The sequence below is a fragment of the Nocardioides sp. HB32 genome, assembly GCF_054058995.1.
Genome location: NZ_JBSSBS010000001.1, coordinates 1,447,189 through 1,468,489, shown reverse-complemented (window position 1 = coordinate 1,468,489; position 21,301 = coordinate 1,447,189). Strand labels below are relative to the sequence as shown.

General features: G+C 71.7%; 20 protein-coding genes. 11 read left to right on the top strand and 9 right to left on the bottom strand.

The annotated features are described in order from the left end of the window. Window positions 1–32: 32 nt before the first annotated feature. Together ACVW2K_RS07440 and ACVW2K_RS07435 are read left to right on the top strand one after the other, a co-directional pair. On the top strand, window positions 33–659 hold the full coding sequence (locus ACVW2K_RS07440) for a DUF4956 domain-containing protein (protein ID WP_231496134.1): 627 nt from the start codon (window positions 33–35) through the stop codon (window positions 657–659). Window positions 660–664: 5 nt separating this feature from the next. Then, window positions 665–1,618: a polyphosphate polymerase domain-containing protein gene (locus tag ACVW2K_RS07435; protein WP_457202068.1), complete on the top strand. Its 954-nt coding sequence runs from the start codon at window positions 665–667 to the stop codon at window positions 1,616–1,618. On the opposite strand, the gene ACVW2K_RS07430 is transcribed toward ACVW2K_RS07435, so the two are convergent. After that, window positions 1,584–2,309, bottom strand: coding sequence for a LuxR C-terminal-related transcriptional regulator (locus tag ACVW2K_RS07430; RefSeq protein ID WP_457202067.1), 726 nt, complete (start codon window positions 2,307–2,309; stop codon window positions 1,584–1,586). The two genes, ACVW2K_RS07435 and ACVW2K_RS07430, sit on opposite strands and share 35 nt — an antisense overlap. A gap of 701 nt (window positions 2,310–3,010) precedes the next feature. Between ACVW2K_RS07430 and ACVW2K_RS07425 the strand changes: the two genes are divergently transcribed. The 3 genes from ACVW2K_RS07425 to ACVW2K_RS07415 all read left to right on the top strand — a co-directional run bounded on the left by ACVW2K_RS07425 (window position 3,011) and on the right by ACVW2K_RS07415 (window position 6,687). Beyond that, window positions 3,011–4,366 (top strand): sensor histidine kinase, encoded by a 1,356-nt coding sequence (locus ACVW2K_RS07425; protein WP_457202066.1) that lies wholly within the window; start codon window positions 3,011–3,013, stop codon window positions 4,364–4,366. Further along, window positions 4,363–5,061, top strand: coding sequence for a response regulator (locus ACVW2K_RS07420; protein ID WP_457202065.1), 699 nt, complete (start codon window positions 4,363–4,365; stop codon window positions 5,059–5,061). Before ACVW2K_RS07425 ends, ACVW2K_RS07420 begins: the two co-directional genes overlap by 4 nt. A gap of 270 nt (window positions 5,062–5,331) precedes the next feature. Further along, window positions 5,332–6,687, top strand: coding sequence for an exopolysaccharide biosynthesis polyprenyl glycosylphosphotransferase (locus ACVW2K_RS07415; RefSeq protein WP_457202064.1), 1,356 nt, complete (start codon window positions 5,332–5,334; stop codon window positions 6,685–6,687). On the opposite strand, the gene ACVW2K_RS07410 is transcribed toward ACVW2K_RS07415, so the two are convergent. Beyond that, window positions 6,684–7,100, bottom strand: coding sequence for a hypothetical protein (locus tag ACVW2K_RS07410; protein ID WP_457202063.1), 417 nt, complete (start codon window positions 7,098–7,100; stop codon window positions 6,684–6,686). The two genes, ACVW2K_RS07415 and ACVW2K_RS07410, sit on opposite strands and share 4 nt — an antisense overlap. Before the next feature lie 434 nt (window positions 7,101–7,534). Between ACVW2K_RS07410 and ACVW2K_RS07405 the strand changes: the two genes are divergently transcribed. Continuing rightward, window positions 7,535–8,251 (top strand): response regulator, encoded by a 717-nt coding sequence (locus tag ACVW2K_RS07405; RefSeq protein WP_081790285.1) that lies wholly within the window; start codon window positions 7,535–7,537, stop codon window positions 8,249–8,251. A gap of 33 nt (window positions 8,252–8,284) precedes the next feature. Here the strand turns inward: ACVW2K_RS07405 and ACVW2K_RS07400 are convergent, their stop codons facing one another. Beyond that, complete coding sequence (locus tag ACVW2K_RS07400) at window positions 8,285–10,786, bottom strand: hypothetical protein (protein ID WP_457202062.1); 2,502 nt, start codon at window positions 10,784–10,786, stop codon at window positions 8,285–8,287. Window positions 10,787–10,927: 141 nt separating this feature from the next. Further along, on the bottom strand, window positions 10,928–11,674 hold the full coding sequence (locus tag ACVW2K_RS07395; protein WP_028636308.1) for a lytic murein transglycosylase: 747 nt from the start codon (window positions 11,672–11,674) through the stop codon (window positions 10,928–10,930). Window positions 11,675–11,954: 280 nt separating this feature from the next. On the opposite strand from ACVW2K_RS07395, the gene ACVW2K_RS07390 reads away from it, so the two are divergent. The 5 genes from ACVW2K_RS07390 (at window position 11,955) to ACVW2K_RS07370 (ending at window position 16,316) form a co-directional block, all read left to right on the top strand. Continuing rightward, window positions 11,955–12,704: an ANTAR domain-containing protein gene (locus ACVW2K_RS07390; protein WP_457202061.1), complete on the top strand. Its 750-nt coding sequence runs from the start codon at window positions 11,955–11,957 to the stop codon at window positions 12,702–12,704. A gap of 326 nt (window positions 12,705–13,030) precedes the next feature. Continuing rightward, window positions 13,031–13,735, top strand: a complete 705-nt coding sequence (locus ACVW2K_RS07385; protein WP_457202060.1) for a LuxR C-terminal-related transcriptional regulator — start codon at window positions 13,031–13,033, stop codon at window positions 13,733–13,735. Window positions 13,736–13,958: 223 nt separating this feature from the next. Beyond that, window positions 13,959–14,672, top strand: a complete 714-nt coding sequence (locus tag ACVW2K_RS07380) for a GAF and ANTAR domain-containing protein (protein ID WP_457202059.1) — start codon at window positions 13,959–13,961, stop codon at window positions 14,670–14,672. A 40-nt stretch (window positions 14,673–14,712) separates the two neighbouring features. Beyond that, entirely contained in the window at window positions 14,713–15,441 is a 729-nt protein-coding gene (locus ACVW2K_RS07375) for a GAF and ANTAR domain-containing protein (protein ID WP_036569508.1), read from the top strand. Window positions 15,442–15,557: 116 nt separating this feature from the next. Then, complete coding sequence (locus tag ACVW2K_RS07370) at window positions 15,558–16,316, top strand: AfsR/SARP family transcriptional regulator (protein ID WP_028636314.1); 759 nt, start codon at window positions 15,558–15,560, stop codon at window positions 16,314–16,316. Between the two features lie 81 nt (window positions 16,317–16,397). Here ACVW2K_RS07370 and ACVW2K_RS07365 read toward each other — a convergent pair whose 3' ends face one another. The 5 genes from ACVW2K_RS07365 to pstB are packed head-to-tail and all read right to left on the bottom strand — an operon-like array spanning window position 16,398 to window position 21,297. Further along, window positions 16,398–16,793, bottom strand: coding sequence for a VOC family protein (locus ACVW2K_RS07365; RefSeq protein WP_028636315.1), 396 nt, complete (start codon window positions 16,791–16,793; stop codon window positions 16,398–16,400). A gap of 52 nt (window positions 16,794–16,845) precedes the next feature. Then, the gene (locus ACVW2K_RS07360) at window positions 16,846–18,384 is read right to left on the bottom strand and encodes a phosphate ABC transporter substrate-binding protein PstS (RefSeq protein WP_028636316.1); all 1,539 of its coding nucleotides are present in this window, start codon (window positions 18,382–18,384) and stop codon (window positions 16,846–16,848) included. After that, window positions 18,381–19,529, bottom strand: coding sequence for a phosphate ABC transporter permease PstA (gene pstA / locus ACVW2K_RS07355; RefSeq protein WP_081790287.1), 1,149 nt, complete (start codon window positions 19,527–19,529; stop codon window positions 18,381–18,383). Before pstA ends, ACVW2K_RS07360 begins: the two co-directional genes overlap by 4 nt. Continuing rightward, on the bottom strand, window positions 19,529–20,524 hold the full coding sequence (pstC, locus tag ACVW2K_RS07350) for a phosphate ABC transporter permease subunit PstC (protein WP_081790288.1): 996 nt from the start codon (window positions 20,522–20,524) through the stop codon (window positions 19,529–19,531). Before pstC ends, pstA begins: the two co-directional genes overlap by 1 nt. Further along, a complete protein-coding gene (gene pstB, locus ACVW2K_RS07345; RefSeq protein WP_442937145.1) occupies window positions 20,521–21,297 on the bottom strand; it encodes a phosphate ABC transporter ATP-binding protein PstB in 777 nt (258 codons plus the stop codon). The genes pstC and pstB overlap by 4 nt, the downstream gene beginning before the upstream one ends. Between the last annotated feature and the right edge of the window lie 4 nt (window positions 21,298–21,301).

Below are 21,301 nucleotides of genomic sequence, written 5' to 3'. Positions count from 1 at the left end.
TCGACCCGGGAACCAGAGAGAGGCGGACACCCGTGCCACAACAGATCGTGCTCATCGCCTGCGACGTCGTCGCCATCGTCCTCGTGACGACGATGTACTTCCGACGACACCAACGCCGGGACCTCGTGCTCGCCTACCTCGCGCTGAACGTCGGCATCCTCAGCGTGACGACGACCCTGACGTCCGCCTCGGTCGGTGCAGGTCTCGGCCTCGGGCTGTTCGGCATCCTCTCCATCATCCGGCTGCGCTCGGACAGCATCACCCAGGAGGAGATCGCGTACTACTTCGTGGCGCTGGCGCTCGGCCTCCTCGCGGGCGTCCCGACGAGCCCGTCCTACGTGGCACCGCTCCTCATCGGGCTCCTCGTCCTCGTCATGTACGTCGCGGACCACCCTCGGCTCCTCCCCCGCAGTCGGCGCCAGCTGCTGACGCTGGACTCGGCCATCGCCGACGAGGCCGTCCTGCGGGCCCACATCGAGACCCGGCTGGGGTACGACGTGCGCCACCTCATCGTGCAGGAGGTCGACCTCGTGCGGGACGTCACCCTCGTCGACGTCCGCTACCGGCCGGGCGGCCACCACGCGGCGGTCAGGAACGGGGTGGCCACGTTGATCACCCCCGACCACGTCGGGACGACGCTCTCCGGCGAGCGACGGTGACGGGCATGTCCACCCGGGGCGGCGTGGAGGAGACCCTCGCGCGGCTGGCCCCCGTCACCCTCGAGGAGGTGCTGGCCAGCGCAGCGCTGCAGACACGCGTCGACCGCAAGTACCTGGTCCCGCTCGACGTGTTCGCGGCGGTGCTCGAGCAGGTGGCCGGCCACTTCTCGGTGCTCGAGATCGGAGGGCGTCGCCTGTTCCGGTACGAGTCGATCTACTTCGACACGCCGGACCGGGCGACGTACCACCAGCACGCGCACGACCGGCCCGGACGGGTGAAGGTGCGCACCCGGGCCTACCTGGACACCGGCGACTGCCAGCTGGAGTTCAAGCGCGTCGGCAGGCGCGGCGAGACCGTGAAGGAGCGCTACCCGTACCCCCTCGACGACCGTCACCGTCTGGATCGCTCTGCCCGGGTGCTGGCCGGCGACTGGGTCGGCGAGGCCGTCAGCGCGGCACTCCTGGAACCGGTGCTGACGACGACCTACCTCCGGACGACGCTGGTCGACGGCGACGCGCGGATGACCTGCGACCTCGACCTGCGCTTCGAGGACCGACGCGGATGTTCCTACGGTCCGCTTGACCGGCTGGTGGTCGTGGAGTCGAAGACCCGCGGCGCGCTGTCCCGGCTCGACCGCTTGCTCATCGCGGAAGGACGCCGCCCGGTACGGCTCAGCAAGTACTGCGTCGGCATGGCGGTGCTGGATCCCGCACTGCCGGCGAACCGCTGGAACCGCGAGCTGCGCACCTGGTTCGACTGGACGCCCCGGCGGCCCTGGGAGTCCGCCCCGCCGGTCTGCCCGGCGCCGCCGCCCCGCCCGCGGTGGGCCCGGCTGCACGGCGGAGCGTCCGCAACGCAACCCGCGCTCCCGGGTGGTGGTGTGCAGCAGGCGGAGATCGCCGGCGGCAGGCTGAGGACCAGGCTCAGTGCCCCTCACCGGCCTGCCGGAGCTCCCTGAGGGCCGCGACGGCCGCCAGCTGGGAGTCGACGCCGAGCTTGCGGAGCACGGCCCGCACCTGGCTGCGTACGGTGGTCTCGGAGACGGCGAGGCGACCGGCGATCTCACTGACGGTCGTGCCTTCGTAGAGCATCCCCAGCACCTGTTCCTCGCGAGGACTGAGACTCTGCAGCCGATCACGCAGCTCGTGGCGCCGCTCGTCCAGCCTGCGCCAGCTGTGGACGAGGTCGGCGCGCTTCCGGGCGGTGAGCGGCGTTCCTCCACGGGCCACGACCTGGAGCGCCTCCACCATGCCGGCCAACGAGGTCGAGCCCGGGAGCACGGCGCGCGCACCGGCTTCGAGGGCGCCGCCCCACTCCGGCCCCTCGGCCGCGTCGGACATCACCACCCACGGCCGCCGACAGGCGGGCCCCAGCTCGCGCATGTCGCGCAGCACGGACCCCGAGGCGAGGTCGCCGATGAGCAGGACGACGTCGGCACGCCGGAGCAGCGCGGGGTCCACGAGGTCGTTCCTGCCGGTGCGCAGCGAAGCCGCGAGCATCCACCACGGGACCGACGTGGTCGGGACGCCGCGATGCCCCAGGGCGGCGGCGACCGTCTGCGCGACGAGCGTGAGCTCGCAGGTGACCACGACCGACGGCGCGGCCGAGGGCGCGGCCGACCGCCCCGAGCGGTGGTCGCGAGTGCGCACGGCTCCGGGTGAGGCTGACGTGGGGCGCCCGCCGGGGCGCCCTTCTGACTGGACCATCGAGGTGGATCGTGACGGTGAATCGACATCCGATGCGTTCCGGGGCGCTAATCCGCCCATAATTGGGGATCCGACCCGGCAAACGGGCGGACTGCATTCGTCTTTAATTGACTCCTCCACACTTTCGGCGGCGCCTCATACTTTCGGGTGAAGTCCCTCCCCCGGCTATCCCGGGAATGCAGTTCTTTTGGAGTTTCGAGCCCCTGACCTCGGGGAACTGCGAGACTAAGGGGACCATGGACGACGCACGAATGCCGGGATCACAGTCATGTCATTAACTCGACAATTCAACTCTTCCGGACGATTCGGTCCGGATTCTCCCTCACCAAATTGGGGTAAAGAACCCCGAACTGCCCAGACGGTCGCGGTGGGCGCAAAATACTCCGGCTGTGGGTATGGGACGAATCTCGACAAGTGCGCAAGGCCAGGGTCCGGGGGTAAGGCTCCGGGCCTCGGCGGCCGCTGAGCAGGGCTGGGAGCGATCGGGGCGTCGTCGCGCCGAGGCGCCGCGTCGGCAGGACGTACGCATGCAGGGCCGTCGCCCGTGGGGGGCTCGGGACAAGGGGGAGCGGGGAAGTATGGAGCGTGGTTGGCGGTTGCGGTTCGTCCGCGGGGGCGACTGGTTCGCCCCCGCGCTTGCGACGGTGGTGACACCACTGCTGGTCCTCCCCCTGGTGGTGGGGGGCTACCAGGACGCGAGCGACTTCGCCGCGGCGGCGGTGGTCGTCACCGCGGCCGTGGAGGTGCTCGCCGCGCTCCTCCTCTACCTGCACTGGAGGCTGACCGGCGGCCGAGCGAGCTGGCTGGTCCTGGCGCTCGTCGCCGTCGCCGTCCAGTCCCTCGCTCTGGCAGGCTCGATCGTGGCCCACCCGAAGGTGGTCGAGAGCCACCCGGTCCGGCTCCTCCTCAGCCAGATCCTGCTCGCGGCGATCCTGCTCGCGGTCGCGCTCCTCGCCCGCCACCACCGGCTCCGCGTGGATCCCCTGCTCGCCGGGACGGTGCTGGGCGGCGTGGTCGTCGTGACCCGCTACGTGCTGGTCAACTACACGGCGCCCGCGCACCTCTCGCCCACAGCGGTCAACGCCCTCACCGCCGTCGTGCTGGTCGTGGACGTGGCGATCGTGGTGGCGGTCTTCACCCTGGCCGTCGCGCCCCGGTGGGTGCGGGTCCGGCTGACCATCGCGCTGACACTCCTGGGCGTGGGTCACGTCGCCGCCTACCCTGCCCCGCGCGGCGTGGTCGAGAGCAGCGTCGCCATCTTCGCGACCCTGCTCGGCGCGACCACCCTGCTGACGCTGGCCCTCGCGCTGCTCCGGTCCTCGTGGTCGGACAACCGCGCGGCGCTCGAGACGCTCCGGAGCAAGCTCGAGGAGGCCGAGGCCGGCGCCCGCGTCGAGCAGGCTCGGCTGCACGAGCTGCGCGCCACGATCTCCGGCCTGGGAGCCGCCTCCCGGCTCCTCCATCACGAGTCGTCGGTGTCGCCGACCCATCGGCGCAAGCTCGAGAGCATGGTCGACGCCGAGATGGGACGCCTGCAACGACTCCTCACCGACGGTGCCACGGGCCCAGTCGCGCCTGTGGACATCGATGCGACGATCGAACCCATCGTGCTGCGCCACCGGACCCGCGGATACCCGATCCGGTGGAGTCCGGGCGGCGACCGGGCGATCGCCCGCTCCGACCAGGTCGCAGAGGTGGTCAACGTCCTTCTCGAGAACGCCATCCAGCACGCGGGCGGCGCGGGCGCGTCCGTCGAGACGCGTCGTGTCGACCACGTCATCGAGGTCGTGGTCTCCGACACCGGACCGGGGGTGTCGAGCGCGGTCCGCTCCCGGATCTTCGAGTGGGGGGCGCGTGGTCAGGGATCGCACGGCCAGGGGATCGGCCTGAACGTCGCCCAGCAGCTGATCCAGGACCTGGGCGGCTACCTCAGGCTGATCGACTCCGAAGCCCCCGGTGCGACGTTCGTGCTGGGCCTGCCCGCGGAGGAGCGGTCGTGACGCAGACGATGGCACGCAGCGAGGTCCGCGTCCTGATCATCGACGACCACGCCCTGTTCGCGGAGTCGATGGAGCTCGCCCTCTCCCTGGAGGGGTACGACGTGCGACGCCTGCCCCAGCCGCAGACAGCGGGATCGCTCAACGGGCTGCTGGCAGCGGCGATCAGGACCCGGCCGCGGATCGTGCTGCTCGACCTGGACCTCGGCGAGCACAACGACGGGACCCGGTTGATCGCGCCGCTGGCGACCGCCGGCGCCCAGGTGGTGGTCGTCACCGGGTCCGCTGACCGGTCGCGCTGGGGCGAGTGCCTGCGGTACGGAGCGCGCAAGGCGATGCCGAAGACGATGGCGCTCAACGACGTCCTGTCCGTCGTCCGCCGCATCAACCAGGGCCTTCCCGTGATGGACAGGACCGAGCGCGAGGAGCTGCTCCGGCTCTGGCACGAGCAGCGGCAGGAGCGCGAGGCGATGGTCGCCCGGCTGATGTTGCTGACCAAGCGCGAGCAGGAGGTCCTCGTGCACCTGATGAAGGGTCGTCAGGTGCGCGAGATCGCGGCGCTGAGCGTCGTCTCGGAGGCGACCGTGCGCACCCAGGTCAAGTCGATCCTCGCCAAGCTGGAGGTGTCCTCGCAGCTGGCAGCGGTGGGCCTGGCGAACCGCGTGGGATGGCACGCCGTCTCGCGACTGTCGGCCTGACGGCCCAGGCCGGCTCCTCGCCGCCTCCGCGATCGGTCACCGAATCGCGAACTGCTCGTGGACGTGCCTCATTTCAGGCATGTAGAACCCCCTGCGTCCCTCCTAGTTTGGGCTCATCCCGGAGCCAAGGAGCGCCGCATCGTGACGACCACCGCACCTCTCGCAGATCCACTCCTCGCTGCCCCTCTCGAGCTTCTCGAGTCGGCGCCGGACACTGCCTTCCGGCCCACGGAGATCCGGCGGCGAGCGAGTAGGTCCAAGGTCGTCCCGTTGTGCGCGCTCGCCCTCCTGGACAGCGTCTCGGTCGCCATCGCGGTCCTGATCGTCGGCCCGAGCGGCCCTCTCCCCTCCACCGGCCGGGAGGCCGGAAACGTGGTGACGCTCGGCCTGCTGTGGCTCATCCTGCTGATGTGTTGCGCGGCCTTCGCGCAGTCCCGGGGGCATCGCGGCCCGGCCGTCGTGCGCGCCGGCGTCGTCCTCGCCCTCCTGTGCTGGTCGCTTCCCACGGTGGTCGCGGTGACGGCAACCCCCGAGCAGCTGATCGTGCTCACGGCGCTCCTGACGCTGTTCGGCCTGGTGACCAGGTCGGTCGCCGACGCGCCGTGGAGTCGCGCGCTCCTGTCGTCCGCCGGAGCCCGGGTCGTGGTCGCCGGCGAGCCGGACGAGGTCGATCGGGCCGTCTCGGAGCTGCGCCGGGTTCCGGGCGAGCGCTGGGACGTCGTGGGCACCTGCGTCGTCGGACCGTCCACCTCGCCTTGCGACGATGATGGGGGTGGCGGCCTGGGGCTGCCCGCCCCGGACAACATCGTGCGGGCGATCGTCGCCGCGGACGCGGACGCCGTCGTCGTCCTCCCGTGCCGCGAGCTGGACCCCGCTCGGCTGCGCCGGCTGGGGTGGCAGCTCGAGGCCACCGGCACCCGCGTCTACGTGGGCACCGGACTCCTCGACGTCGCTCCGTCCCGCGCGGCGCTCGTCTCGGCGGGCGACCTCAGCCTCCTGCAGCTGCGGGCGCCGTCCGGACGACTGGCGCGGCTGGTGAAGGCCACCATGGACCGGGCGGGTGCCGCGCTGCTGGTCGTCCTCCTCGGCCCGCTCCTGCTGTGCGTCGCGGCGGCCGTGCGCCTGGACAGTGCCGGGCCCGCCATCTTCCGTCAGGTCAGGGTGGGCCGCGACGGACGCGAGTTCACGTTGTACAAGTTCCGCACGATGACCGTCGGCGCCGACGCCGTCGTCGACGAGCTCGCCGAGCGCAACGAGTCCGAGGGCGCGGTGCTGTTCAAGATCCGCCAGGACCCGCGGATCACCCGCACCGGCCGCCTCCTCCGCCGCTACTCGATCGACGAGCTGCCCCAGCTGGCCAACGTGCTGCGCGGCCAGATGGCGCTCGTCGGGCCGCGTCCGGCACTTCCGGGGGAGGTGGCGCGCTACGACATCGATCCACGCCGGCGGCTCGCCGTCCGCCCCGGGCTCACCGGTCTCTGGCAGGTCTCCGGCCGCTCGGACCTGTCCTGGGAGGACACCGTCCGGCTCGATCTCCACTACGTGGACAACTGGTCCCTCGGGACCGATCTCCGGATCCTGCGCCGCACGCTGCACGCGGTCTTGGCCCACGACGGCGCGTACTAGCGCCTGGTGCCTTCCGGGCGCGGCCACGGGCAGCTGACGTCACCGGCGACCGCGGCATGCTCCACGGCGTCGTGCAGCGCATCCGCGAGCTCGGCGAGCCGGACCGAGGCGGGCAGCACCCGCACGTGGACCGGGGCGAACCCCTCGAGCCACGTCGCGGGCGGAGGCGTCGCGGTGACGACCACCCACGGCATGGCGGAACCGGCCAGCACGCCGTCGGCGTACGCACGGCAGTCGGGACTGGCCAGGTCGGTCACCAACAGGCCGGCGTGGGCGTCCGGGGCCACGGGATCTGCGCCCTGATGCCAGCTCACGAGCTCGAAGCCGAAGTCGCCGAGCGACGCGCACAGGACGTCCGCGACGAGGGCCTGGTCCGATGCGACGACGATCCGGGGCACGGACGGCTCGTTCACCACGCGATCACCTGTTCAAGCAAGAGGGCGGTCGCGACCAACCCGGGCGAATGACCCCGATCTTGATGATGCCCGCGTCCCCGTCGCTCGACCATCGTAGTTCAAGAAGATCCAGATTGCGCCCCCCGAGAACCGCTCACCAGCCGCTGCACGCTCCTGGGAGGGAGCGGGCGGTTCTTCCACCCGGGAATGTCCCCCGTCCCGGCTGGACACCGCCCGGAGCTCGAACGCCGGTCCAACGACCGGCCTCGTGGCCCGCTGCGGCTGGTGAGCCTCGGCGCTCGTCGTCGGCGTGCAGGAATGATTGACGTTTCGACGGGGCACGCACAGGGTGTCGCTCGGCGGCGAGCGACGCGTGCCTCGGACGTCCTGACCCGGTCGTTCTGCCCAGGAGGCCTCGAGTCCCGGAAGGAGCGAGCCCCCATGACCGACGCGTGCGACAGACGGCTCCCGGTCGCGCCGCGACCATGACCAGCCGCGGTCGACCACTCCGCGTGCTCGTGATCGACGACCACGAGCTGTTCGCCGAGGCCCTCCGCAAGGCGCTGGAGTCCGAGAGCCCCACGGTGCACCGGCTCCTGCCCACCGACATCGCGAAGATGATGGCGGCAGCTCCCGCCGACGTCCGTCGGACCGGCGGCGACTACGACCTCGCCCTGCTCGACGTCGACCTGGACGGGTTCGGGGACGGCTCGAGGCTCATCGCACCGCTGGCCGAGGCGGGCACCGTGGTGGTGGTCCTGACGGGATCCGCCGACCGGGCCCGCTGGGGTGAGAGCGTTCACCTCGGCGCAGCGAAGGTGATCTCGAAGTCCGCATCGCTCGACGAGGTCAACGCCATCGTGCGTGGAGTCCGCGACGGCGCCCCCTTGGCGACTCGGTCCGAGCACGAACAGCTGCTGCGGGCCTGGTACGAACGCAAGCTGCGCGAGGAGCAACTCTGCCCGCGGCTCGAGAAGCTCTCGCCAGCCGAACGCGACCTGCTGCGCCAGCTCACGCTCGGCCGGACCTTCAGCGAGATCGCCGCGGCTCAGGACCTGTCGCCCGCGAGCGTGCGGACGCAGCTGAACGCCATCCTCAGCAAGCTGGAGGTCTCCTCGCAGATCGCGGCCGCGGGCCTCCGCAACGGGGCGGTACGGCGTCGGACCTGACTCCCCCGGGGTCCCAGGGTCGGGTCCACGGTCCTACTCGTCGGTCTCCACGCCGCCGGCGTCCTCGTTGCACTCGATCTGCGGTGGCTCCTCGCCGGGGAAGGCGAGCACGCTCATCGCGGGGAGGTGGTCGCCCCGCATGTCGAAGGAGAGTGCCGCGCGCCGGGACGATCGGGCGTGGGCGTCCAGGAACCGGTAGCCCGGCGTCGACCTGACGCCGACCGTGTACAGGCACTGGTCGAACCTGCTGATCTCCTCGACCGGCTCGCCGAGGTCGGCCACGTCCTCGCGGAGGTCGCGCACCTGCTGCAGGAGCGACCCGCGGGCAGCGACGGCGGGCCGGTCGACGCCTTCACCCGGGTCCGTGCCGCACGGTCCGGGCCCGAACGGGTGCTCGCCGCCGCGGAACGCGAGCACCATGTAGTCGGGGTCGTCCCACTCGCTGTGGTCGAGGTCGAGGGCCGGGTAGTGCACCCGCTCGTAGGGCCACAGGCCCTCGTCGACCAGGTAGCCGAGGTCTTGGTCCGCGTCCCCCGCCTCGGTGACCGGCAGCCAGGACAGGCAAGACTCCCAGTCGTCGAACCGCTCGGTCCGGTCCTCGACCCGCTGTTCGAGCCGCTCGAGCCGGTGCAGCCACCGGGCGAGTCGGGCGCGGGCGGGACGGGCGTCGTCGCCGGCGCCGTTGGGGTCGGCCGCCGCACTGAGGCACCGGCGCTCGGTCGCGAGCCGCAGCAGGTCCCACCGGGCGGCGGCGCGGCCCGGGCGGTGCCGCACCAGCGCCGGCCGCAGGTCGAGGTCGGTCCCGTCGCGCTCGTCGTACTCGAAGCCGAAGCGGTGCCGCGGGTCCCCCGCCCGGTCGACGCCGACACGGGTCGTGCAGCCGAGCAGCACGTCGAAACGGCGGGCCTGCACGTCGAGCACCCGCAGCCGGCGGGCGGTGCGGGCCAGCAGCGTCCGGACTGTCGTGGGCCCCGCTCGCTGGCGGGACGGCGGCGCGCCGGCGACCCGCCTCGCGGGTGGCGCCGCAGCCGGGTCCGCCGGCACCTGCGGTGGTGGCCGGAGCGCTCCCGCGGCGGTGCCGTCCTCGACCGCGCCGATGTCACAGGGACCGGGGCCGCGGGGCACGCCCCGGGCGTCGTGGGTGAGTACGTCGCCCCAGTCGACGTACGCCTCGAGCAGCTGCCCGGCGGGGAGCGGGTCGGGCAGAGCGGTGCGACAGGACCCTGCGGGGATCCGGTCCTCCAGCGGGCTGCCGGCGAGGGGCACGAGGACGAAGCCGTTCGGGTCGTCCTCGAGCTGGGCCAGCTCCGGGTCCTCCCCCAGCACGTCGGTGGCGTCCGCGAGGCCGCAGCTGGTGTCGGTGAGGAAGTTCCAGCCGCGCGACTGCGCGGCGTACACCCGGCAGGATCTCCGGGTGGGGATCGTGTCCCCGGTGACGCCTTCGTAGGACGGCGGCCCCAGCACGGAGCCGAAGCTGGTTATCGGTCCCGACGGGCCCAGGTTGCCGCCGACCGAGGCGATGTTGTCGACGACCGTGGACGACAGCAGCCAGAGCCGTCCGGCGGAGAGCAGCCCCCCGCCCTCGCCCTCGGCGTAGTTGTTGGTGACCGTCGAGTTGACCAGCACCAGGTTGCCGCGCGCCCAGACGCCGCCGCCGGCGTGCGCGACGGCGAGGTTCCGCGCGACCGTGGAGTTCACGAGGAGCACGTCGGCCTCGCCCGAGATCGCGCCACCACGGTCGTCGGCACGGTTCCCGGTCAGGGTGGAGTCGAAGACCGCGACGTCGCCGTCGAGCGTGAAGATCGCTCCACCCGGTCCGTCGGCGTCGCTGCCGTCGATGAGCGACTCGATGACCGTGACGTCGCCGTCCTCGTCGGCGTACAGCGCTCCGCCGTCGCCGTCGGTGGTGTTCCCGTCGACGTAGGAACGCACCACCAGGATGTCCCCGGTGGAGCCGATCGCGCCGCCGGACCCGTCGACGAGGTTGGTGCTGAGGACCGAGTCGTACACCTGGACGCCGCCGCGACGGGCGTAGATCCCGCCCCCGTCGTCGTTCGCCAGGTTGCCGTTGATCAGGCACCGGTGCACGGTCACCCGGCGCATCGAGAACACGCCACCGCCGGGCTCCTCGGCGAGGTTCTGCTTGATGACGCAGTCGGAGAGCATGATCTCCCCGCGCGACGTCAGGGCGGCGCCGGGGCCGTCCGAGCCGCCGCGCGTCAGGACCACGTTCCGCACGTCGAGCCAGCCGGTGCCGTCCTGGCGCAGCACCCGCTTCTCGAAGCAGGTCTGCCGGATCGTGTGCCCGCGCCCGTCGAGCACCATCGGGTACGGCGACTCCCGGATCGGGTCGCCGAGGTGGCAGTCACGCAGCGCAATGTCGGCACCCAGGTCGATCCGCGTGCGGGTCGGATCGGCCCATGCCCGGCGCAGCCCGACCTCGGAGGTGACGTCGTCGTCCCCCTGCGCGGGCGCGGGTCCACCGGCCACGACCAGCGCAGCCGACATGCCCACCACCGCGATCCGCCAGCGCATCCCGCTCCCACTCCCGGCGTCCCGGTCAGCCTAGGAGCGGGGCGGCGGATCCTCGGGGAGCCGCGCGGTGTCGGGTGTGGGCTGGTAGTCCCTGGCGAAAATGTCGTGATTCCGCCCCGAGATGCGCAGAAACGTCAGGGACTACCCGGCCGTGCGGTCCGCGTAGGCCTTCGCGGCGGTGTAGACCGAGTCCACGTAGGACTGGGCGTGGTTGTAGGAGAACACCGCGTCGGCCCATCCCGAGCCGGTGGTCAGGTCGTGGCCGTCGGCGCAGAGGTAGAGGACGGCGGCGTACGCCGCGTCGTCGAGGTCGTTCGGGTCGGCGGCGCCGTCCCCGTCGCCGTCGGCGCCCCAGGTCTCCCAGGTCGAGGGGATGAACTGCAGCGGTCCGACCGCGTGGTCCCAGTGCGGGTCGCCGTGCCAGGCGGTCGTCTCGGGCGTGGCCGGGATCGCGGCGTACCGGTGGCCGTCGAGCGCGGGGCCGAGGATCGGCGTGGACGAGTGCCCGTCGTCGCCCAGGGTGCGGCCGCCGATGGTGCCGTGCTGCGACTCCACCCAGCCGATGCCGGCCAGCGTCGTCCAGCCGACGTCGCAGCCGCGCGGCTCGGCGAGCTGTGCGTTCGCATAGGAGCGTACGGCGGTTGCCGGGATGCCCGCACGGGCGGCGGTGTCGGCCACCCACTGCGGGTCGACCCGCTGCGGCCCGACCGGCTTGCCCGGCTGCACCTCACCGTGGGCCTGCGCCGCCGGAACGGGTGCTTGGACGTACTGCCGGTCGGACACCACGTACGACGGCGCGGACAGCACGGTCTGCGAAGCGAGGTACCCGAGTCCCGCGACGACCACCAGACCGGTCGACAGGGACGCGATGGTGCGGGCAGGACTCATCCGAAGCGGCCGTGCACGTAGTCGCTCGTCCGGGGGTCCCGCGGGCTCTGGAGCATCGCACCAGTATCCCCGTGCTCGACGATGGTGCCGGGGGTGCCCTGCGATGCGAGATGACGATGACGATCGAGGTGCCGGGACGCCACGAGCCCGACTCCGTCCGCACACCTTCGCGTGCACACTAGGGTCGGAGGGCAGGCGGCATGGGGATCGGAGGACCGGTTCCACGGTGGTCCCGGGCGTGGAAGGCTCGCTGACGGACAGCGGGGCCGGAGAGGTGGCGATGACCGAGCAGCGACCGGCGGAGCCCGCCCGCGAAGGGACCGAGCTGACCCTGCTCCGGCTGACTGCGGACATCGCCGAGGAGCTGGTCGGGATCGACGGGCTGGACCGTGCAGCGCAGCACACGGCGGACCTCGTCGCGCGCCGCGGCGTCGCTGACGTCGTCGGGCTCTCGGTCCACTCCCGTCACGGCCCGGCGCGCCGACTCGGGTCCAGCGACGCCGGCCTCGCTGCCCTCGACCGTGTCGCATCCGCGTCCCTGATGACTCCCCGGGACGTGCTCCTGGCCGACGGCGAGGTGCTCGTCCTCCCGGCCACCCGCGAGGAGGCGCGATGGCCGGAGTGGGCGGCGGCAACGGCCACCGCCGGCCTGCACTCGGCGCTCTTCGTCGGCATGCCCCCAGCAAGGACCGACGTGACGGTGCTGGAGCTGTACGGGCGCCGGCCCGGGGCGTTTCCCCCCGCCGCCACGAGGGCGGCGAGCCACCTCGCCCACCAGATCGGCCTCCTGCTCCGACACGTCGATCGCGCCACGAACCTGACGGCCGCGCTGAACTCGCGCGGCGTGGTCGGGCAGGCCCAGGGCATGCTGATGGAGAGGTACGAGCTGGACGGCGACCAGGCGATGGCCGTGCTGCGCCGACACTCCCAGGAGACGCAGCTGAAGCTGCACACCGTGGCCGAGCTGGTCGTCGCCGGTCGCCGGCTCCACGCCGGGCGCGCCGACGACCCTTCCGCACCGCCACGCTGACGACGGATTCCACAGCAGATCAAGGGTCAGCCAGCGATCCCGGTAGCGCCGTTGCGGGGAACGCCTGATTTGACGCGCCTTTCACGATTTTTTTGCACAGGGGTGGCGTCATGGACCCGACCAAGGGAGCACTCGATGCACGCTCAGGCCACGATGCCGACGACGCTCCACGCCGCGGTCGCCGCGCGACGCGCGCTGCGGTCCCTTCTCCGCCCTCGCTGGGGAGCCCCAGCCGTCGCCGGGCTCATGGCCGGGTGGCCCCTCGGAACCGTCGATGGAGCCGCCTTCACGCTCACCCCGTCCGCCGCCGACGAGGGAGCACGACCGTGCCTGGCGATGCCGGACTGATCCGGATCGCGCTGGTGGAGGACCAGCCGCTGTTCGCGGAGGCCTTCGACATCGTCCTGACGCACGCAGGCCATGTCGTGCGCCGGGTGTCGCCGAGGTCGTCCTCGGTCGACCGCGTCGCCGCCGAGGTGCTGCGCCAGAAGCCACACGTCGCGCTGCTCGACCTGCCCCTGGAGCCCACGGACGGGGCGCACCTCGTCTGTCCCCTGGCGCTCGCCGGTGTCGCCGTGATCGTCGTGACCGCCGCCACCGACCCGGCGCGGCACGGCGAGTGCCTCCACCTCGGCGCGCGGGCGGTCGTGACCAAGTCCGCGCACCTGGAGACGGTCCTGAGCCGGATCCGCGACGTCGGGGCGGGTCGGCCGGCAGTGTCGCACGAGCAGCGCACGACCCTGCTCACCTGCTACCGGAACGAGCAGGCTCGCGACGCGAGGTCAGCCGCGCTGCTCCAGACGCTGAGCCCTCGCGAGAGCGAGGTCCTCGGGGAACTGATGCGAGGCACCAGTGTCGTGGAGATCGCCCGGGCTGCGTTCGTGGCCGAGGCCACGGTCCGGGCGCAGGTCCGCGCGATTCGGGTGAAGCTCGGCGTACCTTCCCAGCTCGGAGCCGTCGGTCTCGCGTTCCGGGCCGGATGGCGACCGCCAGGACCCTCGCACCCATGGCCCGTGTCCGCACATCCGTGACCCGGCACGGGTCGGTCGCGTCTGCCGGGCCTGCCGGTGGGGCCACGGATCCGCTACGGTGTGGCGGGAGCCCCTGAGCGTCGCGTCATGGCAGCCACCTCAGCGGAGGGAACGCCGGAGTGCACGGTCGCCGGCCGAGTTGAGGAAGCATCATGGAGCGGTGCGGCGCGAACGTCGGTCCGTCGGCACGCGGTCCGCGATCGACCTCGTTCCGGATGTCGCCGTGACGCCCGCCGCCGAGATCCTGATCTCGCTAGTGGACGAGGTCAGGTCCGAGCTGAGCCTGCCGGAGCTGCTGTGCCGGGATGCGTGCCGGCGCCTCCCCATCTCGGCAGCGGGTATCGCTCTGATGAACCGCGACGGCGTCATCGAGCTCGTCGTGGGTTCCGACGAGCGGGCCACCGAGCTCGAGGATCTCCAGCTCACCCTGGGTGAGGGTCCGTGCGTCGACTCCTTCGCGACAGGACGCCTCGTGCTGCATGCAGACCTGTCGGCCCCGGGTTCCGACCGGTGGCCGGCCTACACCCCCGCTGCCCTCCAGAAGGGGGTCCGCGGGCTGTTCTCGTACCCGCTGCGGATCGGTGGCATCCGCCTCGGCGTGCTCGACCTGTACCGCGACCAGCCCGGCCTGCTCGACGATGCCGACCTGAGCCTCGCGCTGCACTACGCAGACGCCGCGGTCATGCTCGTGCTCTACCTCCAGACCGGGGACCACGACGGCACCGGCGGCGAGCCGGACGCCCTGGCGATCGGCCGGCTGGAAGTGGAGTTCGAAGGACATCCCGAGGTCCACCAGGCGACCGGCATGGTGTCGGTGCAGGCAGGCGTCGGGTTGACCGAGGCGCTCCTGCTGCTCCGCGCGCGAGCCTTCGCCGACGGCCGATCGGTCGCCGAGACCGCTCGCGGTGTCGTCGACAGAGTGATTGTCTTCTACTGAGCAAACCGTCGGCCACCACCGACACGGAGAGGAGAACGCGTTGTCCCGAGAACAGCTGTTGGCCGCGACGTTCGTCGAGCTGGCGGACACGATCGGCGACGACTTCGAGGTCCTGGACTTCCTCCAGAACCTGGCGACCAGATGCACCGAGATCCTGGGCGCCACGGCTGTCGGGGTGATCCTGGCCGACCAGCGCGGCACCTTGCAGTTGGTCGCGTCGACCACCCACACCTCCCAGGTGCTGGAGCTGGTCGCGATCGCGATCTCGGAGGGGCCGTGCCTGGATGCCTGGCGCTCGGGTGCTCCGGTCGTCAACGTGGGCTCCGAGGAGGCGGCGCTGCGCTGGCCCCGCTTCACCCGGGAGGCTCGCAGCCTGGGGTTCGCGTCCGCCCAGGTGGTGCCGATGCGGATGCGGTCAGACGTGCTGGGCGCCCTGAACCTGCTGTACCACGAGCCGACCGTGTTGGGCCCCGACGACGTGGCGGTCGCGCAGGCGCTGGCAGGGGTGGCCACGATCGGCCTGCTCCAGGAGCGGACGCCACGGCAGAAGGAGATCCTCGCCGAGCAGCTCCAGACGGCCCTGGCCCTGCGGGTGGTGGTCGAGCAGGCCAAGGGTGTGGTGGCCGAGCGCACCGGCCTCTCCGTCGAGGACAGCTTCGACCGCCTCGCAGTGCTCGCGCGGCGGCAGGGACGACCGTTGAGCGACGTCGCCACCGACGTGCTGGCCGGGCTCGTGGAGGTCCTCGCCCTGGACGAGGAGCGCAATTGACTCCTCCGTCGAGCCCGCGGTGACGGGCCGGCCGGGCTGCCGCGCGTTATCCTGAACGAGCGGTCAGAGAGGTGCTGCGCCCGGGTTTTGTCGAGCAAGGGGGCCCAGGCCAACGCATGACGCAGCATCGAGAGGTCTCCATCAGCCTGCTGGGCGAGCTCGAGGTGGTCCGCCTCGACGGCACCACCGTCCCGGCTGACGAGTGGCGCACCGGCAAGACCATGGACCTGCTCCGGCTGCTCGCTCTCAGCAATGCGCGGCCCGTACGCGTCGACAGCCTGATCGGCAAGCTCTGGCCCGACGCCGCGCCCGAGCGGGCCGGCGCGAGCCTGCGCACCGCATCCAGCCAGATCCGACGCGCGATCCAGCACCAGTGCATCGAACGCTCACCGGACGGCCTCGTGCTGCGCGACGCGTGGGTCGACGTCGGGGCGTTCGAGGAGGCCGCCCAGCGCGTCAAGGCCGCGGACCACCTCGGTCAGCACGCCCGGGTCCTCGAGGAGGCGCGGGTCGCTGAGCGCCTCTACCGCGCGGACTTCCACGCCAACGACGACGACAGCGACTGGGCGCGCGCCGAGCGGGAGCACCTGGTCCTGATCCGGCTGGAGCTCGTCGCTGACGCTGCGGCGGCCGCGATCGAGCTGGGCTCGTTCCGCGAGGCGCTGGAGCTGGCCGGGACGGCCGCGCGGATCGACCGGGTGTCGGAGTCCGCCCACCGGACCCTCATGCGTGCGTACGCCGAGCTCGGTGACATCGGCAGCGCCCTACGCGTGTTCGAGACCTACCGCGCCTACCTGGCCGACGAGTTCGGCGCGGATCCGTCGTACCAGACCCGCGACCTGCACCTGAGGTTGCTGCGGGGCGGCACCTCCTGACCACGACGACCCCGCCGACGGGTGTCTCGCGGCCCGGGCGTCGTGCTCACCGGGGCCCGACACGCCCGTCAGGCAGGACCGTCACGACGCCGTGACCTCCGCATCCGACCTCAGGATGCAGAACTCGTTGCCCTCCGGGTCTGCGAGCGTGACCCAGCCGGACCCGGGCCCGTGGATCCCGCGGTGGTCCTCCACGACCGAGGCGCCGTGGCCGACCAGGGTCTCGAGCTCCTCGTCCCGGGTGGCGGCGCGCGGGCGGAGGTCGAGGTGCAGCCTGTTCTTCACCGACTTCTGGTCCGGCACCTCGATGAAGAGCAGCCGGTGACCGGTCTCGGGGTCGCGGATCATGCACTCCACGTGACCGGGCAGGTTCGGGTCCCCCTCGAGGTCGACGTAGCCGAGCACCGGCTTCCACCACTCCGAGAGCTCGTAGGCGTTGCGACAGTCGATGGTCGTGTGCGCGATGAAGGTCGTCATGCCGCCAGCCTCGCGGTGACCGCGGCTCGCCTCAACCGGTTTGGGGCGCGACCTACCGCCTCGTCCTCGACCGCCGCAGCAGGAACGGCGGCACCATCACCGTGAGCGCCAGCGCGATCGCGGCGACCCAGGCCGCCGCGGTCGCCTGGCCGGAACGCCCACCGGTCAGCTGCAACGGTGTCGCCGTCGCGCCAGCTGCCGTGCCCGTCGCAGGATCGACGGCACCACCCGTCGTACCGCCGGTCAGTGGATCGATCGCGCCGGGCGCGTCACCACCGGCCCCGGTGCCGCCACTCCCCCCGGTCGCACCGGGTCCGCCTGCTCCTCCGGTGCCGCCGCTGGTGCCGGTCCCCCCGCTCGCGCCGGTGCCGCCCCCGCTGTTGGTGGTGGTGCAGTCCGACCCGATCCTGTCGCACTTGCTCGGCATGGGCGCCGACTGGAGGATGTCGAGCGCCGGGTTGTCGCAGTCGCTGATCGACGGCGACCTCACCGCTCCCGGGATCCGCTTCACCTGGTCGAACCCGGCCAGCACCAGGTTCTTGGGAAGCGGCGAGTAGCCCAGGATGTCGGCCTTCTGCTGCCCCGCACACAGGAAGTAGTTGATGAACGTCGAGAGGGTCTTGCCCTTGTCGGCGTTGAACGGCGAGTCCGTCGACGTCGGCACGACCATGTAGCTGTAGCTCGACATCGGGTACGTGCGCGGGTCCCGGTTCGTGTACACCGACTCGAGGTTCTGGGTCAGGTCGCTGTTGATCTTCGCGCCGGTGAGCGCGACCGCGACGTTGCCGGCCGTGGGCTGCGAGTAGTAGCCCGCCTTGTTCAGCAGCGACACGACGGGGAAGTCGATGCGCTTGGCGTAGGCGTACTCGACGTACCCGATCGAGCCGGCGCCGTACGACGCGGAGACGTAGTTCGCGACGCCGTTCGAGCCGACCTGGGCCTTGGAGCTGCCGAACGACGGGTAGAACGACACGCTCGGGCAGTCGCTGCCCGACAGGTGCAGCTCGGACCGGATGAACGGGCAGTAGATGCTGTTGGCCTGGCTGCGCATGTACAGCGAGAACTGCGCGGACGCGCCGGCGCCGTCCGACCGCACGACCGGAATGATCGGGATGTCGGGCAGCGGCTTGCCGTAGTCCTTCTCGATGGCCGGGTCGCTCCACCGCGTGATCGCTCCGGTGAAGATCTTGGCGAGGGTGGTGCCCGACAGCCGCAGGTCGCGGACCCGCTGGCCGCCGACCGTCAGGTTGTACATGAACGAGGTGCCGCCGGCGACGATCGGCAGGTAGGCGAAGTCGCGGCTGGGCACCTCGGCCTGCTGCCCCGGCTCGGGCGGGTTCTGGAACGGGATCTCGGTGTTGGCGAAGTCCACGGTGCCCTGGATGAACTGCGACCGGCCGTCGGTCGACCCGGTGCCGGCGAAGTTCACGACGACGCCGGAGGCGCGGACGTCGGCGCGCCAGGCGTCGACGGCGACCTGGCTCCAGGTCGAGCCGGCGCCGGAGATCGGCACGTAGCTCTCGGACGCCTGGGCGGGCACGGGGGCGAGGAGCGCGCCGACGAACAGCACGACGGCGATGATGCGCTTCACGACATGTCTCCTTCGAGGGAACCGACGTTCACGGCGTTCGGCGCGGGTGCGAGCCCCGCGGTGACGGCCAGGCGGCGCTGCTGGCGCCGACTCAGGTGGCCCGGCGGCTTGCCGCCGATGACGCGGGCGAGGCCGAACAGCACGACGACCAGCACCAGCAGGACGACGGCGGCGCCGAACGCCCGGGCGATGGCCTGGTCCAGCGGCAGCCGCATCTCGTTGAACACGAACAGCGGCAGCGAGACCTGCGGCCCGTGGAAGGCGTCGTAGTTGAGCTCGGAGGTCGACCCGGCCACCAGCAGCACCGGCGACGTCTCCCCGATCACCCGCGCGACGCCCAGCAGCACCGCGGTGACGAGTCCCGACCGCGCGGTGGGGAGGACGACGCGGCGCACCGTCTGCCACTGGGTGGTGCCGAGGGCGAGCGACGCTTCCCGCAGGCCTCCCGGCACCAGCCGGAGCACGACCTCGGCGGTCGTGACGACGACCGGGATCATGCTGACGCATAGCGCGAGCGAGGCGGCGAAGCCGCTGCGCTCCTGGCCGAACTTGAGGATCAGCATCGAGTAGATGAACAGGCCGGCGACGATCGTCGGCACCGCACTCATCGCCTCGACCACGGTCCGGACCACCCGGGCGAGCCGGCCGCGCACCTCGCTGAGGTAGACCGCGGTCGCGATCCCGAGCGGCACGCTGGCGATCATCGAGATCGCGACCTGCTCGAGGGTCCCGACCATCGCGGCCCAGATGCCGCCCTGGTCGAGCGACGCGTCCGGGCCGATGTACGCCGTCGTGTCGTGGTAGAAGTTCACGTGCTTCAGGGCCGTCCAGCCCCGCACCGCCGTGAACACCACGATGCCGGCCAGGCAGGCGACCAGGATCGCGCCCGCCGTCGTGACCAGCGCCCCGACGATCCGGTCGACGACCGCGATCCGGTCCAAGGTGGTCGCGCTCGCGGCGGCGAGCAGGACGAGGAAGACGGCGTACCAGCTGAGCCAGAAGCCGATGGTCCCCGTGATCGGGAGCAGCTGCTGGTACATCAGCCACACCAGCGCGAGGGCGCCGAACGCGGCCGAGCCGACGTGCAGCACCAGCTCGGTCGAGACGCCGCCGACCTTGACCTTGCGGGGAGCCGTGGCAGCCATCAGATCTCCGTCGCCGAGCCGGAGCGGGACCGGCTCACCACGATGCCGGCGAGCGTGTTGATCACCAGGGTGAACAGGAACAGCACGAGGCCGGCGCCGAGCAGGCCGGACAGCGCGACGCCGCCGGACTCGGAGTAGCGCGACGCGATGTGCGAGGCGATCGTGTTGGTGCCGCTCTGCAGCGGGTGCGTGGTGAACTCGAACATCGGCGAGATCACGGCGTACACGACGATCGTCTCGCCGAGCGCCCGCCCCAGGCCGAGCATGATGCCGCCGACGATGCCGCTGCGGCCGAACGGGATCACGACGGTCCGGATCATCCCCCACCGGGTGGCGCCCAGGGCGATGGCGCCCTCGCGCTCGCCGATCGGCGCCTGCGCGAAGACCTCGCGCATGATCGAGGTGACCGTGGGCAGCACGACCACGCCGACGGCGATGCCCGCGATGAACGCCGAGGACGTGTACGACGACGGCGAGTCCGGGGTGTTCACGCGCAGGAACGGCAGGACGGGACCGAAGTGCACCGAGATCCACTGCGCCACCGTCAGCAGGTGCGCCTGGAGGAAGAACAGCGCCCACATCGCGTAGATGATCGACGGCACCGCGGCCATCAGGTCGACCAGTGTGATGAGCGAGCCCTTGATCGAGCGGGGTGCGTACTCACTGATGAACAGCGCGGCGCCGAAGCCGACCGGCACGGCGACCACGAGGGCGAACAGGCCGATCAGGAATGTGCCCCACAGCAACGACGCGATGCCGAACGTGCCGGCCTCCGGCAGCCACTGCCACTCGGTGATGAACGAGAGGCCCTGCTGGTGCAACGCCGGCCAGGCGCCGATCAGCAGGAACAGTCCGATCAGACCCATGACGACGAGCGTCGAGATCGCGGCCGAGCGCGCCGCCACGACGAACGTGACGTCCTGGGGCGTCGGGCGCGCCGAGATGACGCGGCGGGTGGCTGCCGTCCGGACCGGCGGGTCGACTGAGATCGTCATCCGAAACGGCCGTTCACGTAGTCGGAGGTCCGCTCGTCCTGGGGCCGCTCGAAGATGTCCTCGGTCCGGCCCTGCTCGACGATGTAGCCGGGCTTGCCCTCGGCCGCCAGGAAGAACGCGCAGTGGTCGGAGACCCGGTGCGCCTGCTGCATGTTGTGCGTGACGATCACGACCGTCACCTCGCCCGCGATCGAGCGGATCGTCTCCTCGACGCGACGGGTGGAGGTGGGGTCGAGCGCCGAGCACGGCTCGTCCATGAGCAGCACGTCGGGGCGTACGGCGAGGGCGCGCGCGATGCACAGCCGCTGCTGCTGTCCCCCGGAGAGCGAGGAGCCCGGCGTACCCAGGCGGTTCTTGACCTCCTCCCAGAGACCGGCACTGCGCAGGCTGCGCTCGACCAGGTCGTCCGAGGTGCTTCGTCGGGTCCTGCGGCCGGTGAGCCTGAGCCCGGCGAGCACGTTGTCGTGGACAGACATGGTCGGGAACGGGTTGGCCTTCTGGAACACCATCCCGATCCGGCGCCGACTCTCGATCGGCCGCAGCTCCGGGTCGTAGATGTCGTGGCCGTCGAGGAGCACCTGCCCCGCCAGGCTCGCCCCCGGGACCAGCTCGTGCATCCGGTTGAGGATGCGCAGGAATGTCGACTTGCCGCACCCGGACGGGCCGATCAGCGCGGTCACCTCACCGGCGGCCATCGCCAGGTCGACGTCCTCGAGCACCTGGTGATCGCCGAACCAGGCGCTCACCCGCTCGGCGACCAGGGCCGCGGGCAGGCGC

Coding starts and splice junctions, on each gene's coding strand:
- pstA (WP_081790287.1), bottom strand. CDS start 19,529: ATGGCTGCCACGGCTCCCCGCAAGGTCAAGGTCGGCGGCGTCTCGACC.
- ACVW2K_RS07395 (WP_028636308.1), bottom strand. CDS start 11,674: ATGAGTCCTGCCCGCACCATCGCGTCCCTGTCGACCGGTCTGGTGGTC.
- ACVW2K_RS07390 (WP_457202061.1), top strand. CDS start 11,955: ATGACCGAGCAGCGACCGGCGGAGCCCGCCCGCGAAGGGACCGAGCTG.
- ACVW2K_RS07400 (WP_457202062.1), bottom strand. CDS start 10,786: ATGCGCTGGCGGATCGCGGTGGTGGGCATGTCGGCTGCGCTGGTCGTG.
- ACVW2K_RS07370 (WP_028636314.1), top strand. CDS start 15,558: ATGACGCAGCATCGAGAGGTCTCCATCAGCCTGCTGGGCGAGCTCGAG.
- pstC (WP_081790288.1), bottom strand. CDS start 20,524: ATGACGATCTCAGTCGACCCGCCGGTCCGGACGGCAGCCACCCGCCGC.
- ACVW2K_RS07365 (WP_028636315.1), bottom strand. CDS start 16,793: ATGACGACCTTCATCGCGCACACGACCATCGACTGTCGCAACGCCTAC.
- ACVW2K_RS07435 (WP_457202068.1), top strand. CDS start 665: ATGTCCACCCGGGGCGGCGTGGAGGAGACCCTCGCGCGGCTGGCCCCC.